The following is a 15,526-nucleotide window of genomic DNA, read 5'->3' as shown; positions in this document are numbered from 1 at the left end:
CTGTCCTTGCGGTTATGGGCATGAGAAACGGGGAAGCTGGAACGGGTTACGAATACTGTTTGGCGCAAATTCCAGCGTAACCTGATGTCCGTCTACGTTGAAGGTCGCCTGGCGACTCAGACTTCCCGCCCCCGGGCTGGTACGCGCTTTATCGAAAAAGCGGTTCAGCGCCCAGGAACCGTTCGTCACCAGCGTAGCCGTGCTGCCGTTAGCCAGACCCAGCTGCATACGCACCTGGTTAGTCCCGCCCGGCCCCGGCCAGTTCATGATCTGCACAGCCTGTGGACCGTGGCTGTAGCGCAGCAGTTGACCGTCAACATCCAGCGTCAGGTTAAGGATCGTGTTATCCATTCTGACGGTGCGCACCGTCACTTTGTAAGAAGGCGTGGTAGCACCGTTAGCAAAGAAAGCATCGCGAATGGACTGCGCCTGCTGGAACGGTCTCAGGAGACCTTCACTTCCCGGCAGCGTTTTTCCATCAATGCCCGGCATAAAGCGCCAGTTCGCCTGCGTGGTATCAACTTTATTGGTCAGGTTGTCACGAAAGAAGGTGTCCATCAGCCCGGTGCCTGGCGCAAACATGCGCGCGAGATCGTCCGGCGTGGCCTCCGTACTGGCGCTGCGCACCAGCGGGTAACGGCCAGCGATTGCCTGACGGCAGAAACCGCCGACTTCGACGTTAATCCGCTTACGCACGTTTTCGAGGTCGCGACGCTGGGTATCACTGCTGGCCCCCACCGCCATATTGCTGAACATGGTTTGCAGACCGCCCGGCAGACGACCGGCACTGGCCTGCAGACGGCTAATCGCCTCGCCTCCCGGAGCAGGCATGCCGCTGTTGGCCGCGTCCTGAACGGCAGTCAGATAGCGGTAAAGTTCATCGACCTGCTTGAGAAAATCATCAAAGACGATGGTCTTCCCGCCCTTCTCCAGCGGCTGCGCCAGCTCAATCACTGGAGCATAGTGATCGGTTACCAGCTGTTCAGGTGCCTGAGTGACCACCGCGGCCTGCGTCGGGGCATTGTCATTATTACTGAATAACGCTTCGAGCGTGCGGGTGGCACGGTTGCTTTGCGCTTGCGCTTTACCGGCATCATCCGGGGCTGGCGCATTACGTGAAAGCGTCAGGACCTGGCTCAGGTTCAGTACCAGACGGCGCAGCGGCGAGTTTGCCCCGGAGAGCAGACGCGCGGTATTGATGCGCTGGGAGAGATCGGCGCTGTTATTAAGCTGAATGTCGGCGAGGAAACGATCCCAGTTGGCGATAAAGTCGCGCATGTAGAGCTGGCGCACGGCGTTATCGATCTGCTGTTTATCTTCCTGGGCTGAGGTCGCCCCCAGCACCCACGCATCGTCTTCATGCAGGGCAGTGGTGACGCTGTCAATCTGGCCGTTAAAGCTTTTCCAGTAACCGTCCGGGGTATAAAGACCCGGTACGCCTTCACTCACCGGCTTGCCGCTTTTGCGTGAAAACACCAGCTCGCTCTGCGGACCGCCCAGGTCGGAGAGCGACACCGGTTTCAGGTTTTCATCATGCTCCAGCAGACGCTTCAGACGACCATACACCCGGGTGGAAAGTGGCTGCTGGTTGATTAGCGCCCTTTCACGCGCGACCAGGGATTCATCCTGCGCGTACGGCGAGGCCTGAATTTTCGGTTCAAGCAGCTGAGTCAGGTGCCATTCAAGCTGCTGAAGCTGCGCCTGAGTCACGTTCTGCGGCAGGTTACGCTGCAGATTGAGCATTACCCAGGAGTGCAGGAATTTGCCATCGTAGTGCTTCGGCTGATAGAGCATCTGGTAGGCCTTCAGCGCTTCATAGCTGTATTCCACATCGCTGCCGTCATCGTTGCGCAGCCAGGTGGTGATGTGCATCGCCACGGCAGGGAGCAGCATCTGGTCCAGCGCTTTCTGGTACAGAGACTGCGATGCATCGCTGACGTCATCCCCACGATAGAGCCCCATTCGGCGTGAAACAGGCGGATCGTTAACATCAAACGCGTTACTTTTCGGCAGATCGACCAGGCCATTCAGCAAGGGCAGAAGGTCAAACAGATCGCGCTGAGGCTGATTCTGCAGCGCCTTGCTCTGCTGATCCAGCAGCGGCACCTTTGCGTCCACCTCTTCCAGATAAGCCTTGTTCCTGGCATAGCTGGTCAGCCACAGTCCACCGAGGATCACCAGCAGGGCCAGCAGCGCCGCATAGCCGGACCAAATGACGGCGCGGTTACGCAGTTCCCACCAGCGGTTTTCCCCGGCGATGCCAGCTTCCTGGAAAATGACGTTTTGCAGCAGGTTCTTGATGAAGAAGCTCTGCCCTTTCGCCCCCGGAATCGGAGCCTCTTTGCTGACGGAGTCCCAGCGATTTCCCTCTTCACCTTCCGGCAAGGAGAGCGCACGGTTAAGTTCGCCCATCACCCGGTCAAACGGCATACCTTCCTGGGTACCACTGGCGAAATAGATCCCGCGCGGGGAGAATTCGGTTTCAAAGTTAGAGCGGGCAAAGACCGTGCTCAGGTAGTCAGCCAGCAGCGGACGCAGTGCGGCAAACTCCTGCGGGAAGAGATACGCTTCCGCGCGCGCTTTTGCATCATGCTCCTGTAGCAGGGTTTCCGGCAGTCCGGCATCCAGGCGCTGCTGTAAGAGGGAAAATTCCTGCTGGAAGTTACCCATCAGGTCGTAATCAGCGTGTTTGGTTTGCTCCCACGGCAGCGTGAAGCCCCAGATCTGGTCGCGCTGCGCTTTGTCGTAATCGGCAAACCAGGCACGGAAGCCTTTAAGCAGGTCAGCTTTGGTCACCATGACATACACCGGGAAGCGAATACCCAGTTGCTCATGCAGCTCAGAGAGACGCTGGCGCAGGTTGACCGCCTGCTGGCGTGACGCTTCAGGCGAGAGCGTCAGCAGGTCAGAAATGCTGATGGTAATAATCACACCGTTGATCGGCTGGCGACGGCGATACTTACGCAGTAACCCCATAAACTCAAGCCATTCACCGGCGTCCTGAACCTGTTCGCTCTCCTGGGTGGTATAGCGACCCGCGGTGTCCAGCAGTACGGCCTCGTTGGTGAACCACCAGTCACAGTTACGCGTGCCGCCGATCCCGCGCAGCGCGGTCTTACCGAAACGGTCGGCCAGCGGGAATTGCAGTCCGGAGTTGACCAGCGCCGTGGTTTTACCGCTGCCCGGCGCGCCGATGATGACGTACCACGGCAGTTGATACAGATATTGCGTGCTAAAGCGCTGCGTCCACTGGGCACCCTGTCCCGCTTTGCTGAAGTGCGCTTTTTTCAGCATCTGTGCGGCTTCGTCAAAACGGCTGGCGAGGATCTGCTCCTCGTTGTTCAGTCGCTTCTGCGGATCCGCTGCTTCCGGGCTGGTGGTGTTCTCATTGAGTTTGTCCATCAGCTTGCGGTTCAGCCAGGCATTGTACAGCCGCGGCAGAATGTGGCCCTGAGCCCAGAGCAGATAAACCACCGCAATACTGATGATGCGGTTCTGTTCAGATTCGAGCGGTCGGGTGTCCACGATGGACAACAATGGGCCAATCATCCAGATAACCGCCGCAAGCGCAGTGACGCCCAGGAAGCTCCACAGAATGCGATTGGTCAAAATGGAAAGAAGAGTAGTCAGCATCCTTAGTTTCCTTGCGGCAATCCGTTCAGCTCAGCCTGGGTATTTTCAGGCGACACCAGCAGAGTAATTTCCACCCGGCGGTTACGGGCACGGTTTTCCGGCGTATTGTTAGGTGCCACTGGATTAATCTCGCCGCGGCCTTCCGCTTTCACACGTTCAGGTTGAGAGAGGCTTCCCTGCAGCATTTTCTGAACTGACCGGGCACGTTCCAGCGACAGTTCATAGTTAGAGGCAAAGCGCGCACTGCGAATTGGCACGTTGTCGCTGTAGCCCACCACCAGAATTTTACCGCTGACGTTATTCATGGCCTGTGCAATACGGTTTATCACCGGCTCATAACGGTCACGTACCACGGTTGAGGCGGAAGCAAACAGGCCGTCCCCTTTCAGGATCACCACGCTACGGTCCGCTTCATCTTTTACCGCAACCAGACCGGCTTCAATTTCCGGCTTCAGGAAACCACGCAGGTTCAGCACCGCAGGCAGCTGGCGGGCAGGTTGCTGGATAGTCGTTTCGGGAAGCTGTGACTGATAAATTTTTGCTAATACCGGGTTGGTGTTATCGCCAAGCCGCCAGTTAAGCACGATATAGAACAGGCAGGCGATAAACCCGGCCAGCGCCACGCAGGCCCACAGAGGTACCATGGGTCGCCATAGCTTGCGCAGTACCGGACGATCTTCCGGATGCGGAGAGAGCTGTGGCGGGTAACTGCCACGCACGCCGCGAATCATCTGCCACAGCCGTTGCTTGATGGTTTCAAGCTGGGTGCGGCCATTATCCAGCACCCGATAGCGCCCCTCGAAGCCGAGCAGCAGGCAGTAGTTGATCATCTCCAGCAGCAGAATATGTTCGCGCGGGTTTTGCGACAGACGCGCCAGCAGCTGGAAGAACTTTTCGCCGCCCCAGGTTTCGTTATGAAACGTCACCAGCAGACCATTGCTGGACCAGACGCCGCTGCTGCCCCAGGGGGTAAGCGCGGCGGCCTCATCAAGTGCCGTACACAGGCAGTAACGTGCCCCGACGATCACCTCATAGGCCAGACCGGCCTGCTGACAGCGCACTTCGAACCGGCGGATCTCATCGATCAGGCGCTGGCGCAACGCCACCTGATCGTCATGTGATACCGAATGACGGATTTGCGGAATCGCATTGAGCAGCGGATTGGCGGCCGCCACCAGCTGATTGTTGCTACTGGCTCCGGTAAACGCGGCATCACTGCCGGTATCCTGTCGTTCCTGCATATTAAGCGCTCGCTTTATTATTCAGTCGGGCTACGGATGGCCCAAAACTCCATATCAAGTCCCGGGAACTCGCCTGCGAGATGCAGGGCGAAAGCGCCGGACTTATCCATCTCGTGCCACAGCTCGCTCCCCTTCTCCAGCTCGAAGTAGCTGTAGCCTGCATGCCAGGGGATCTGCGGCGGTGCGACCGGCATGGCGCGCAGCATAATGCCAGGCAGTTGCAGCTGAACCAGATCGCGAATTTTCGAGACCGGTGCCACTTTCATCTGGGCAGGGAAATGGGTTTGCAGGTGTTCGCCCGGCACGTTGGCTTTGACCGCCAGCACGAAGCCGAACTCACGCACCATGCTGGTTTCCGGCACGGTCGCGATGTTCAGACCGTGGGAACGCTCGTTAAGCGGCAGCTGAATGGCATGGTCTTCCATCACCAGAGACAGCCCCTGACGCAGCAGCATCATCAGTTTGCTGAAGCAACCCGCGAGGTCGTCGTGATCGTAAATTGGCAGCACGCTTTCAGCGGTACGCTGAGACGCCCAGGTGGCGAGCTCGGTCGCAAACGGCAGCCAGCTGCGCCAGAGCGTTTCTGGATGCAGCAGCGGAAGCGTTTTTAAATGCGAAACCTCGCCCAGATGGCGGTTCACCAGTGAGAGCAGCGTAAATTCAATCAGTTCCGAGGTATTAAAGCGGCCAGGCTGGCGCAGACGACCGCCAATTTGCTGGCTGCGCTGCACCAGTAAGCCGTGCAGATCGTTAATCATGCTGTAGATCTGCGGGCTGTTATTGGCGTTCAGCATCGGCGGAATGTAGCTGCTATCGAGACGCACGTGGTTATCGTTGCGTTTCTCGGTCACAAACGCCACGCCGATAGCGGTCCACTCTGCCGTTACATCTTTTTCCAGCATCAGGGTCAGACGCAGGCGGCCAAACTGCACGGTGGCATCGCCTACCGACATGGCGTTGTCGTCTTCCACCTCTTGCTCAAAGGCGATGAAGCGCGCCAGCGAGGCCGGCTCTTCACTGAAGATCACCTCTTCTCTCTCTCCACGGCGAACCGGCAGTGCGAGCACCACCTTTTCATTGGTGAGATTGTCAGGGATTTTCAGCGGCACCGGACCATTGCGGCCATTGCGCACCTGGAAAAAGGTTCCGTCAGGCAGCAGTCCACTGCAGTAGCTCAGGGCAATGCATCCCTGGCGCAGCATCGCTTCGTCCAGCTCAACGTCGAGAAAGCCCCAAAGGTATGAACGCTGCAGCGCACCCCATTCACGAACGTGGTTGAGCAGATAGCTTTCAGTCCGCTGAAAATGGTGTGGGCGCAGGAACATGCCTTCGGTCCAGACGACCTTTTCTGCTTTCGTCATGATGATGTAATTCCTGTTATGAAGCGCGTTACTGGCTGATGACCCGGATGCCATTCACGTCGAGAAACACGTTGGCCTGGAGTTCATCCGCTGACCATTTCCAGAACTGGTAGATATGGTTTTCGCCTGGCACAGGCAGAGGGAGTGAAACGCGCCATTTTTTGCCATCCAGCATCTGATATTCCGCCATCACACCAATGTAGCGGGCGTCGGGAGAGCTCTGTCCACTCAGGGTTTTCGAGAGCTGACCCGGCATCAGGAAGAAAACATCGCTGTTCAGCAGATTCGCGCCAAGCGTGGCTGACGCGTTGTTCTGCAGGGAATAGAAGTCGCTGGACATGAAATCCGCATCGGATTTCAGCAACAGCACTCTGACTTTTAGCGGCGCAGATTCATTGATTTGTGGATGAGCCTGAAACTGCAGATTGTAGCGGGAAGGGTCGCTGTGTGAAGACGACGTACAACCACTGACAAGGGCGAAAATCGCCGCGTAAAAGACGGACCACAACCAATGAAAATTTTTATTATTCATAAAAATACGCTCAGGGACGCGGTTTAGTTCAGGATCCAGGTACCGTTAGCGCTGTCTTTGCAGGCTTTGCTGTTACCGTCCACATCAACACAGGTTGCCTTCTTACGCACTTTCGCACGCTGGGCCTGCTTACGGACGGTCGCTTCGTACTGATCGGCTTTGATCACTGCGCGCATCGGGACGTAGCCAATCAGCTGATCATTTCCCTCATCGGCAAGCGCCATCCAGTAGTGCTCAACCTGACCCAGGACCACATACGTTTTACCGGTTTCCAGGGTACGGATAACCTTTCCGCCGAAGTCAGGACGGCTCATCAGCGAGGCCGGATACATGGCACGATACGGCTCATTGAGCTGAGTAAACTCTGCTGGAGGTAAAACAGCATGACGGTGGGTTAACGTGACGCCATTGACCTGGCTGGTCACGATCGTGTCGTCGTTGATCACAGGTTTCTGCGGCGCTTTACAGCCCGCCACCGCCATTACAAACAGAAGTGAAAACAGTACGCGCATTTTCATATGCTTTTCCGTAGCGATATTTCGATGATGGAGATAAAGGGGATGAAGTTTGACTTAGGTGCTATTGTTAAAATAGTCAGTATATTTTCGGGGCGTTACTATTTAAGGGCATAGCTACCGCACGAGCCCTTCAGAATAAGGCCCAGCGTCTTCCTGACATATTTTGACAAACGGTAAGCAAGTTTACATGAGCTTGCCACCAATTCAATATTTACCGCTTCATAACTGATGGTTAATGAAGCACTCGAGACATTATAGGATTAATCTGAGAAAAAAATACGATTTAGCTAAAATCGTCTATTCCCCTCAAGACAAAATCACATATCCATCTGATTTAAAATGAAATTCCACAAAAGAGAATCACTTTCATTAACGCAATAACCCTATTACTGCTACTACCATAATTAGTAGAATCTGGCTTTATGGGGGGCGAAGAAAATATATCCAATATGAATTATTTGTTGCATTATCGAGGTAACTTTCAATTTCAGCCAGACCTGTCTCAATATATGAAATTGTTTCAGGGAAACTGAGAAAAGTTAATTTTACACCTCAAAATAAGTTTGTCTTTTAATCTCCTTTTCGGATTTAATCTGGTAATTTTCCGATATTAACAATTAAGCACAGCTACATATTCCTGGTTAAAGCGACGATTAATTTGCACCGATTCCTTCTGTCTGCAGGGGTCTTCGTCGCCCTGCCCTTCAGCCACCTTCATCTGAAATTTAACGCTGACTTCATCATCGCTTCGCTTTCGCCATAGCGCAGAGTGAACAGGTGATAGATAAGATTTATTATAAAAATGATAAAATTTCGTTATAATTTCTTTAAATGTTTACGCCGATTAGCTTGTAAGCCACTGTAAAATATAGCCATTAAATTCAATGCATTTAACTTTGCTCTGGCCTCTGGTAACAGACGCCATCATTGTTTTCGCTTATTGGCAAACCCGGTGGTTTATGGGCGCAGGTGATGTCATGACCGCACAAGTCAGGAGTTGGTATGAATAAGAAAAGACGCTCAGTTCCCGGTATCAGGCACTATGACGGCCCAGCCGGTGGCTGGGGGGCGTTAAAGGCGACGGCCATTGCGGTACGTACCCAAATGGATACGCTGGATGCCCCCGCAACTCTGCTGCGCACAAACCAGCCTGACGGTTTTGACTGCCCTGGCTGTGCGTGGCCCGATAAAGAACACAAATCCACGTTCCAGTTCTGTGAGAACGGGGCGAAAGCCGTCACCTGGGAAGCCACCAATAAACGCGTCACCACGGATTTTCTCGCCAAAAACAGCGTGTCCTCGCTGCTGGCGAAATCTGACTTTGAGCTGGAAGGTTACGGTCGTCTCACCCATCCTCTACGCTATGACCGGGCAAGTGATACCTTCCAGCCAGTGGAATGGGACGACGCTTTCCAGCGTATCGGTGAGGTGCTGCGCGGTCTTGAGCCTGACCAGGTCGAATTTTATACCTCCGGCAGAGCCTCGAACGAAGCAGCGTATCTGTTCCAGCTGTTCGCCCGCGAGTACGGTACCAATAACTTCCCCGACTGCTCGAATATGTGCCATGAAGCCACCAGCGTCGGTTTACCCCGTTCCATTGGTATCGGGAAAGGGACCGTCTCACTTGATGACTTCGATAAAACGGAGCTGGTTATCTCCATTGGTCATAACCCTGGGACCAACCATCCGCGGATGATGGGCACGCTGCATGAGCTGGCTCGCCGCAACGTACCGATTATCGTTTTTAATCCCCTGCGCGAGCGCGCGCTGGAACGTTTCGCGGATCCGCAAAGCGTTATTGAGATGGCAACCTACAGCTCTACCGATATCGCCTCCACCTATTTCCAGGTGAAAGCCGGGGGCGATGCCGCTGCGTTAAAAGGGATCGCAAAACACCTGCTGGAGATGGAGAACGAACGCGGAAACGTGCTCGATCGCGCCTTTATTGCTGAACACACCCAGGGCGTTGAGGCGTTTACTGCGGATATTGCGCAAACCGACTGGGAGGCCATTGAGCGTGAGTCCGGGTTGAGCCGGGCAGCGCTCAAATCCGTGGCCGAGGCCTACGCAAAATCGAATGCCACCATCATCACCTACGGGATGGGCATCACCCAGCATAATAAAGGCACCGCGAATGTCCGCCTGATCGCTGATCTGTTGCTGCTGCGCGGTAACATTGGCAAACCCGGCGCGGGGATATGCCCTCTGCGCGGCCACTCGAACGTTCAGGGTAACCGCACCGTGGGTATAAGCGAGAAACCGACACCGGCATTTCTCAACCGCCTGAAGGAGGTATTCGGTTTTGAGCCCCCTGCCCACCACGGCCATGATGCGGTGCAGGCAACGCAGGCCATGATCGACGGACGTGCAAAAGCGCTGATCTGTCTGGGGGGAAATTTTGCGGTGGCGATGCCCGATCACGAGAACGGTTTTCCGGCAATGAATACGCTGGATTTGAGCGTGCACATCGGTACCAAGCTCAACCGCACCCATTTGCTGGTGGGGAAAGAGACCTTTATTTTGCCGTGCCTCGGTCGTACCGAGCTGGATGTCCAGGCCACCGGACGCCAGTCCATTACCGTGGAGGACTCTATGTCGATGGTGCATGCCTCTTCCGGCAAGCTGAAACCCGCCTCTCCGCGCCTGCGCGCTGAGCCGGCCATTGTCGCCGGAATGGCGCAAGCCACCCTGCGGGAGACCCGCGTGGACTGGATGACGCTGGTTGAGGATTATGACCGTATCCGCAACCTGATTGAGCAGACCATTCCGGGCTTCGAGAATTACAATGAACGGATCCGCATTCCCGGTGGCTTTCGCATGCCGCTGCCGCCCACAGAACGTATCTGGCCAACGGCGACGGGCAAAGCGATGTTTTCGGTTTTCGACGGCGTCAATGAGAACGCCAGTGGTGAAGGCGATAATGTGCTGCGCCTGATCACGCTGCGCAGCCACGACCAGTACAACACCACCATTTACGCCCTTGATGATCGCTACCGCGGCGTCTTTGGCCGTCGCGATGTGCTGTTTATGAATGAAGATGATATGGCGCAGTCAGGCCTGGAACATGGCGATCGCGTGGATATCGAAACCGCCCTGCCGGGGAGCGTTCAGCGTCTGGAAGACATTACCGTTGTGGCCTACAGCATTGCGCCGGGTTCCGTCGGAGCCTACTACCCGGAGGCCAACGTACTGGTTCCGCTTGATTATCTGGATAAGGACAGCGGTACGCCGTCTTATAAATCGGTTCCGGTCCGCCTCATCCTGCGTTCGAAAGAGATCCGCGTGCTGTAAGGCTTTCCGCGCAGAGAAATACGATGGATATAAAACAGCTAAAGTACTTAATCGCACTCGATCAGACCCGGCATTTTGGTAAAGCAGCCTCGCAGTGCAACATCACCCAGCCGACCCTCTCCATGCGTATTCGCAGCCTGGAAGAGGAGCTGGGGCTGGTGCTGATTACTCGCGGGCAACGTTTTGAAGGCTTTACGCCCGAAGGCGAACGCATTCTGGCATGGGCGCGCGCGGTGCAGGCCGCTCACGACGGCCTGCGGGCCGAAGCCTCGCTGTGCAAAGGGCAAGTGGTGGGTGAATTGCGTCTGGGAATGGTGCCGCTGGCCAGCGTGGATCCGATGATCTTTATCCGCCAGCTGACGCAAAAATACCCGGAGCTGACCTACAGCCTCTACTCAATGTCCTCACAACAAATTGCCGACGGCGTCAGCCGGAATCAGCTTGAACTGGGGATTTGCTACCTGAACAGCATCGACACCCGTCCGTTTGACATTATCCAGCTGCCAAAAACCGAAATGGGATTGCTGCACGATATCCGCCACTTCCAGCTGGATCAGGAGACGCTGACCTGGCAGGAACTGATGGCATTTCCGCTGGGGTTTCTGACCAAGGGGATGCATTATCGCGAGCATATGGAGGTGAGCTTTAAATCTGCCGGCATTAATCCCGAGTCTGTCTTTGAAAGCGATTCCACGTTCCAGATCATTCAGGCGGTACAAAGCGGCGTGTGCTGTGCCGTGATGCCGCTGAACAACGGGCTGGAGAACCTGAACAGCCACTTCCGGATAACCCCCATCACCGACTCGAACATCGAAGCCCCGATCGGCCTGATCATGCGGCGACAGGCCCCCGTCTCCTCACTGGCACTGCGCTGTTTCACCGACGCGCAGGCGCTTTATCTTGCAGAGAACAACGGCATTGAGTGAGGTGATAACGCGTCAGTCGAGCAACACTGAATAAGACTGACGCGTCACCACACTGAACCCGCCGATCAGCACCGCCTTGCAAACGTCCCGGTATTGCGGGGCATTCACCAGCGTGTTCAGCGCATCACAGATAGCGCTAAGCGTTTCAGGGGATGTGTTGTGCGCGGTAATTAGCGGTAACCCGGGTGTCAGGGGAGTACTGTCGATCGCCGCCAGCCCGTCGAGCAACGCCGGTTCATGACGCTGCAGTAACGCGTACGTCACGCAGTCGATAGCGGCGATATCGCCCATACCCTCTTTTAGATCAATTAGCGACTGGCGATGGCTGCCGCTAAAGGTCGTCCGGGCAAAATAATGGCCATCGGGTGCAAGTGGCGCCACTTTTTTTCGCAGCGCGTGATAACCGGACTGCGAATCCGCAGAATTGCATACCGCCCATCGGCCGCGAAAATCAGCCAGTGTCCGGGTACGCTTCTGGGCGCGCGTCACCAGAAGGCTACGGTAATAAAACGCTTCGCAGCCCGGCGCCTGGTAGTGAAAACAGCCCACGACCTGTACGTCCGGCAATTGCGTCATCAGCGGGTAGCCGCAGGTCTGGCTGAGGACAAGCCCGGGCTGCTGCCAGTGGGCCAGCAGAGAATCATCGGGTACGCCTTCGCTCACCGGCACGCCGCGTTCGGCAAGCAGGTGCTGTACCGCTCGCCAGAGGGCATCCGTGTCGGCACGATTAATGGCATACATCGGAAACGCCAGCGGGTTACTCATGACTTCCCTCGTGTTGACGCCCTGGGTGAGCGGTGACGTTGACCGCCCGCCCCCAAAACTGTCGCATCCATTCACTATAACCCCTGACCAGAAAACCATGGTTACGCTTCTGATACGCCGCCCGGTTTTGCAGATAGACGCTTTTTAGCCCATACCACGGAACACCCGGTAAATCGTGATGGACTGAATGGTAGTTAAGATTTAAAAACAGCACCCGCCAGAACAGCCCTGCTTCGTTGATGACAGAACGCGCCAGCGGATCATCCGCCGCGCGATGTTCATAGAAGGAGCGCACTTTAGTCAGCGCCAGCGCCGGATAACTTACCGCCAGCACAAACCAGACGGGTGAGAAACCGTTGTGCATCATCCAGGCAAACAGCGCTGCCAGCAGCGACGCGTGGACGAGCCACATTGCCATTGCGCGCAGGTGAAGATGGCGAAACGCCGTCACGGCACTGGCCAGCGTCTGCAGGATATCCAGCAGCGGTGCCAGCAACAGCCGGCCGCAGAAGGTATTCCGTGCATGGATCACGCGCTTGTGCCAGGGCGAAAAGCGTGCCCAGCTCTCCTCGGTAAAATAGTACGACTCCGGGTCATCCACCGGGATCGTCAGGCTATCGTGGCGATGATGGGCAAGATGAGAGTCCCGGTACAGACCATACGGATACCACACCGCCAGCGGAAGCGTGCCAAACAGCGCGTTAAGCCAGGCAAAGCGCGTGGGATGGCCGTGGATCAGTTCATGCTGGAGTGACATATACCAGGCGGTAAATCCGATGAGCAGCAGCGTGGCGGGCAGCAATCCCAGCGTTTTCCAGTACGCCAGCGTGGCAAACCAGCCACTGTAAAGGGTGATGATGACGATCCACGTGGGCAGTTCGCTTCGCCACAAAAACCCCGAGGCGAGGTGGTGAATTTGATCGCGTTGTTGCGGATGTAAATAGAGGGAGCTTCGTTTACCCATGCCTTCAGACGCCGTTTCGCCAGAGAGAATGCCCTGACGATCGGGGAAAACGCCTGAAATAACAAAGAACTTATATCGCTTTGCTTTGCCAGAAACGCGGGCAGCGCGAGATCTCCCTCTCGTTCGCAGCTTGACTTATTTTGCAATAAAGGTACTTTTCAGGACATGAAGAAGATCCTGATTATCGTCCCTGACGGCGGCATGCTGTTTGAAGCCGCCGGTATCGCAGACATTCTGATGCAGGCGAACCGGCTGCATCCGGAAGGCCTAGCCCATCCCTGTTACCGCATTATCATCGCCACCACCCAGCCTCACCAGGTGATCCACGGCCAGTCCGGCCTGAATCTGCTGGCGGATTATCGCCTGCCGGAGCTGGATCCGCGTGAACCGCTTGATACGATTATTATCACCGGACGCGGAATGAACGAGCAGGAGAGCACGGCGGTGGTGGACTGGCTGCACCTGGCTGCGCCACACGCGCGGCGGATAGCCTCCATTTGCGGCGGCGCGATGCTGCTGGCCCAGACCGGCCTGCTTGATGGACGCCGGGCGACCACCCACTGGCGGCTGCTGGAGACCCTGCAAACCCAGTACCCGGCCATCCATGTGGAAGGTGGCCCGCTGTATATTCAGGACGGTCCCATCTGGACCTCCGGTGGGGTTAGCTCCGGGTTTGATTTGACCCTGGCGCTGGTGGAAGATGATTACGGTTTTACCCTCGCTCGCGAGGTGGCGCAGGATATGGTGATGTATCTGCGCCGCCCCGGCGGGCAGCTGCAGTTCAGTCGCTATAATCTTCAGCAGCCCGGCACCTCCGGCCCGATAAGCGACCTGCAAACCTGGATCCTGGAGAACCTGACCGCTGACCTGTGCGTGGAAAATCTGGCGCAAAAAGCGGCGATGAGCCCGCGCAATTTCACCCGCGTGTTCACCCGTGAAACAGGCGCCTCTCCGGCGCGTTATGTCACCGAAGCACGCCTTGCCGCCGCCCGGCAACTGCTTGAACAGACTAGCTACCCTCTCGAACGCATTGCTGAGCAGAGCGGGTTTGGCAGCAGCATCAATTTGCGTCGCGTCTTTGAGAAACAACTCCACCTCACGCCTGGCGAGTATCGTCAGCGCTTCCACTGTCGCAAAATGGCATAATGTGATCCTTTTTTGTCGTTTACGCCATCCGGCCTAACGCCTACAGTGACTCCAGACAACAGAGATAAGGAGTGCACTATGGTTAAGGTCGGCATTAACGGTTTCGGCCGTATCGGACGTAATTTCCTGCGCGCGGCGCTGGGTAACCCGGATGTGCAGATTGTGGCAATTAACGATCTGACGGACAGCAAAACCCTCGCCCATCTGCTCAAACATGATTCCCTTCTCGGCACGCTGCCGGCTCCCGTTGAAGCCGCGGACGGTGCGCTGCAGGTCGATGGCCAGCGGATCGTCGTCTTTAGCGAACGCGATCCGGCGAATATCGCGTGGCGTGATGCCGGCGTTGACGTGGTTATAGAAGCCACAGGCTTCTTTACGGAGCGGGAAAAAGCAGCCGTGCATATCACGCACGGTGGGGCTAAGCGCGTCATCATCTCTGCCCCCGGCAAAAACGATGACCTGACGGTGGTCATGGGCGTCAACCATGAACAGTACGATCCGGCTCAGCATTACGTAGTGAGTAACGGCAGTTGTACGACCAATGGCCTGGCCCCCGCCGCTCAGGTTTTGCATCAGCAGTTCGGTATTGAGCATGGCCTGATGAACACCACGCACGCTTATACCAACAGTCAGGCACTGCACGATCAGCCAGAGAAGGATCTGCGCGGTGCTCGTGCGGCAGCGCTGTCGATTGTGCCTTACTCCAGCGGTGCGGCGAAAGCGCTGGGGAAAGTGATCCCCTCACTTGACGGTAAACTGACCGGGTATTCCCTGCGCGTGCCGGTTCCGGTGGTGTCGATTGTGGATTTGACGGTAACCCTGAGCCGTGACGTTACCGCCGAGGAGGTGAATGACGCCTTCCGGAAAGCCGCTGCCAGTGGCCCCCTGAAAGGCATTCTGGGTTACAGCGATGAACCGCTGGTTTCCAGTGATTATCAGGGCGACCCGCGCTCGTCAATTATCGACGGGCTCTCCACCCTCGTGATTGGCGGCAAAATGGTGAAGATCCTGGCGTGGTATGACAACGAATGGGGATTCTCAAACCGTCTGGTGGATCTGGCGGTGCTGATGGATAAGAAAGGGTTGTAACCTTCCCCCCGTTCCCACTCTGAGTGGGTATCGCTGCCCGGTAGCCTTTCGCTGACCGGG

11 protein-coding genes are annotated in these 15,526 nt (G+C 56.3%); 4 read left to right on the top strand and 7 right to left on the bottom strand.

What is annotated here, in order from left to right:
• Positions 1-12: 12 nt before the first annotated feature.
• Genes tssM through QRN24_RS08965 form a run of 5 tightly spaced genes read right to left on the bottom strand, consistent with a single transcriptional unit; the run spans position 13 to position 7,285 of the window.
• On the bottom strand, positions 13-3,633 hold the full coding sequence (gene tssM, locus QRN24_RS08985; protein WP_284942627.1) for a type VI secretion system membrane subunit TssM: 3,621 nt from the start codon (positions 3,631-3,633) through the stop codon (positions 13-15).
• Between the two features lie 2 nt (positions 3,634-3,635).
• Positions 3,636-4,874, bottom strand: a complete 1,239-nt coding sequence (locus QRN24_RS08980) for a DotU family type VI secretion system protein (RefSeq protein WP_020883455.1) — start codon at positions 4,872-4,874, stop codon at positions 3,636-3,638.
• A gap of 17 nt (positions 4,875-4,891) precedes the next feature.
• A complete protein-coding gene (tssK, locus tag QRN24_RS08975) occupies positions 4,892-6,235 on the bottom strand; it encodes a type VI secretion system baseplate subunit TssK (protein ID WP_020883454.1) in 1,344 nt (447 codons plus the stop codon).
• Positions 6,236-6,263: 28 nt separating this feature from the next.
• A complete protein-coding gene (gene tssJ / locus QRN24_RS08970; protein WP_014170556.1) occupies positions 6,264-6,767 on the bottom strand; it encodes a type VI secretion system lipoprotein TssJ in 504 nt (167 codons plus the stop codon).
• A gap of 23 nt (positions 6,768-6,790) precedes the next feature.
• Entirely contained in the window at positions 6,791-7,285 is a 495-nt protein-coding gene (locus QRN24_RS08965) for a hypothetical protein (RefSeq protein WP_014170557.1), read from the bottom strand.
• A gap of 1,002 nt (positions 7,286-8,287) precedes the next feature.
• On the opposite strand from QRN24_RS08965, the gene QRN24_RS08960 reads away from it, so the two are divergent.
• A complete protein-coding gene (locus tag QRN24_RS08960) occupies positions 8,288-10,576 on the top strand; it encodes an FdhF/YdeP family oxidoreductase (protein ID WP_284942626.1) in 2,289 nt (762 codons plus the stop codon).
• Positions 10,577-10,599: 23 nt separating this feature from the next.
• Positions 10,600-11,502 (top strand): LysR family transcriptional regulator, encoded by a 903-nt coding sequence (locus QRN24_RS08955; protein WP_284942625.1) that lies wholly within the window; start codon positions 10,600-10,602, stop codon positions 11,500-11,502.
• A 12-nt stretch (positions 11,503-11,514) separates the two neighbouring features.
• On the opposite strand, the gene QRN24_RS08950 is transcribed toward QRN24_RS08955, so the two are convergent.
• Entirely contained in the window at positions 11,515-12,267 is a 753-nt protein-coding gene (locus tag QRN24_RS08950) for a phosphate/phosphite/phosphonate ABC transporter substrate-binding protein (RefSeq protein ID WP_284942624.1), read from the bottom strand.
• The gene (locus QRN24_RS08945) at positions 12,260-13,231 is read right to left on the bottom strand and encodes a fatty acid desaturase (RefSeq protein ID WP_284942623.1); all 972 of its coding nucleotides are present in this window, start codon (positions 13,229-13,231) and stop codon (positions 12,260-12,262) included. The genes QRN24_RS08950 and QRN24_RS08945 overlap by 8 nt, the downstream gene beginning before the upstream one ends.
• 165 nt (positions 13,232-13,396) lie before the next feature.
• On the opposite strand from QRN24_RS08945, the gene QRN24_RS08940 reads away from it, so the two are divergent.
• A complete protein-coding gene (locus QRN24_RS08940; protein ID WP_059305786.1) occupies positions 13,397-14,377 on the top strand; it encodes a GlxA family transcriptional regulator in 981 nt (326 codons plus the stop codon).
• Positions 14,378-14,455: 78 nt separating this feature from the next.
• Positions 14,456-15,466: a type I glyceraldehyde-3-phosphate dehydrogenase gene (gene gap, locus QRN24_RS08935; protein WP_040017756.1), complete on the top strand. Its 1,011-nt coding sequence runs from the start codon at positions 14,456-14,458 to the stop codon at positions 15,464-15,466.
• Positions 15,467-15,526: the final 60 nt, after the last annotated feature.

It is taken from the genome of Enterobacter sp. MEB024 (assembly GCF_030209635.1).
GTDB classification, from domain to species: Bacteria; Pseudomonadota; Gammaproteobacteria; order Enterobacterales; family Enterobacteriaceae; genus Enterobacter; species Enterobacter ludwigii.
This window is presented reverse-complemented; position numbering and strand designations above follow the sequence as displayed.

What these genes read in the sequence shown, in the direction of transcription:
- tssM (WP_284942627.1), bottom strand. Translation starts at nt 3,633, where the DNA reads ATGCTGACTACTCTTCTTTCCATTTTGACCAATCGCATTCTGTGGAGC.
- QRN24_RS08980 (WP_020883455.1), bottom strand. Translation starts at nt 4,874, where the DNA reads ATGCAGGAACGACAGGATACCGGCAGTGATGCCGCGTTTACCGGAGCC.
- tssK (WP_020883454.1), bottom strand. Translation starts at nt 6,235, where the DNA reads ATGACGAAAGCAGAAAAGGTCGTCTGGACCGAAGGCATGTTCCTGCGC.
- tssJ (WP_014170556.1), bottom strand. Translation starts at nt 6,767, where the DNA reads ATGAATAATAAAAATTTTCATTGGTTGTGGTCCGTCTTTTACGCGGCG.
- QRN24_RS08965 (WP_014170557.1), bottom strand. Translation starts at nt 7,285, where the DNA reads ATGAAAATGCGCGTACTGTTTTCACTTCTGTTTGTAATGGCGGTGGCG.
- QRN24_RS08960 (WP_284942626.1), top strand. Translation starts at nt 8,288, where the DNA reads ATGAATAAGAAAAGACGCTCAGTTCCCGGTATCAGGCACTATGACGGC.
- QRN24_RS08955 (WP_284942625.1), top strand. Translation starts at nt 10,600, where the DNA reads ATGGATATAAAACAGCTAAAGTACTTAATCGCACTCGATCAGACCCGG.
- QRN24_RS08950 (WP_284942624.1), bottom strand. Translation starts at nt 12,267, where the DNA reads ATGAGTAACCCGCTGGCGTTTCCGATGTATGCCATTAATCGTGCCGAC.
- QRN24_RS08945 (WP_284942623.1), bottom strand. Translation starts at nt 13,231, where the DNA reads ATGGGTAAACGAAGCTCCCTCTATTTACATCCGCAACAACGCGATCAA.
- QRN24_RS08940 (WP_059305786.1), top strand. Translation starts at nt 13,397, where the DNA reads ATGAAGAAGATCCTGATTATCGTCCCTGACGGCGGCATGCTGTTTGAA.
- gap (WP_040017756.1), top strand. Translation starts at nt 14,456, where the DNA reads ATGGTTAAGGTCGGCATTAACGGTTTCGGCCGTATCGGACGTAATTTC.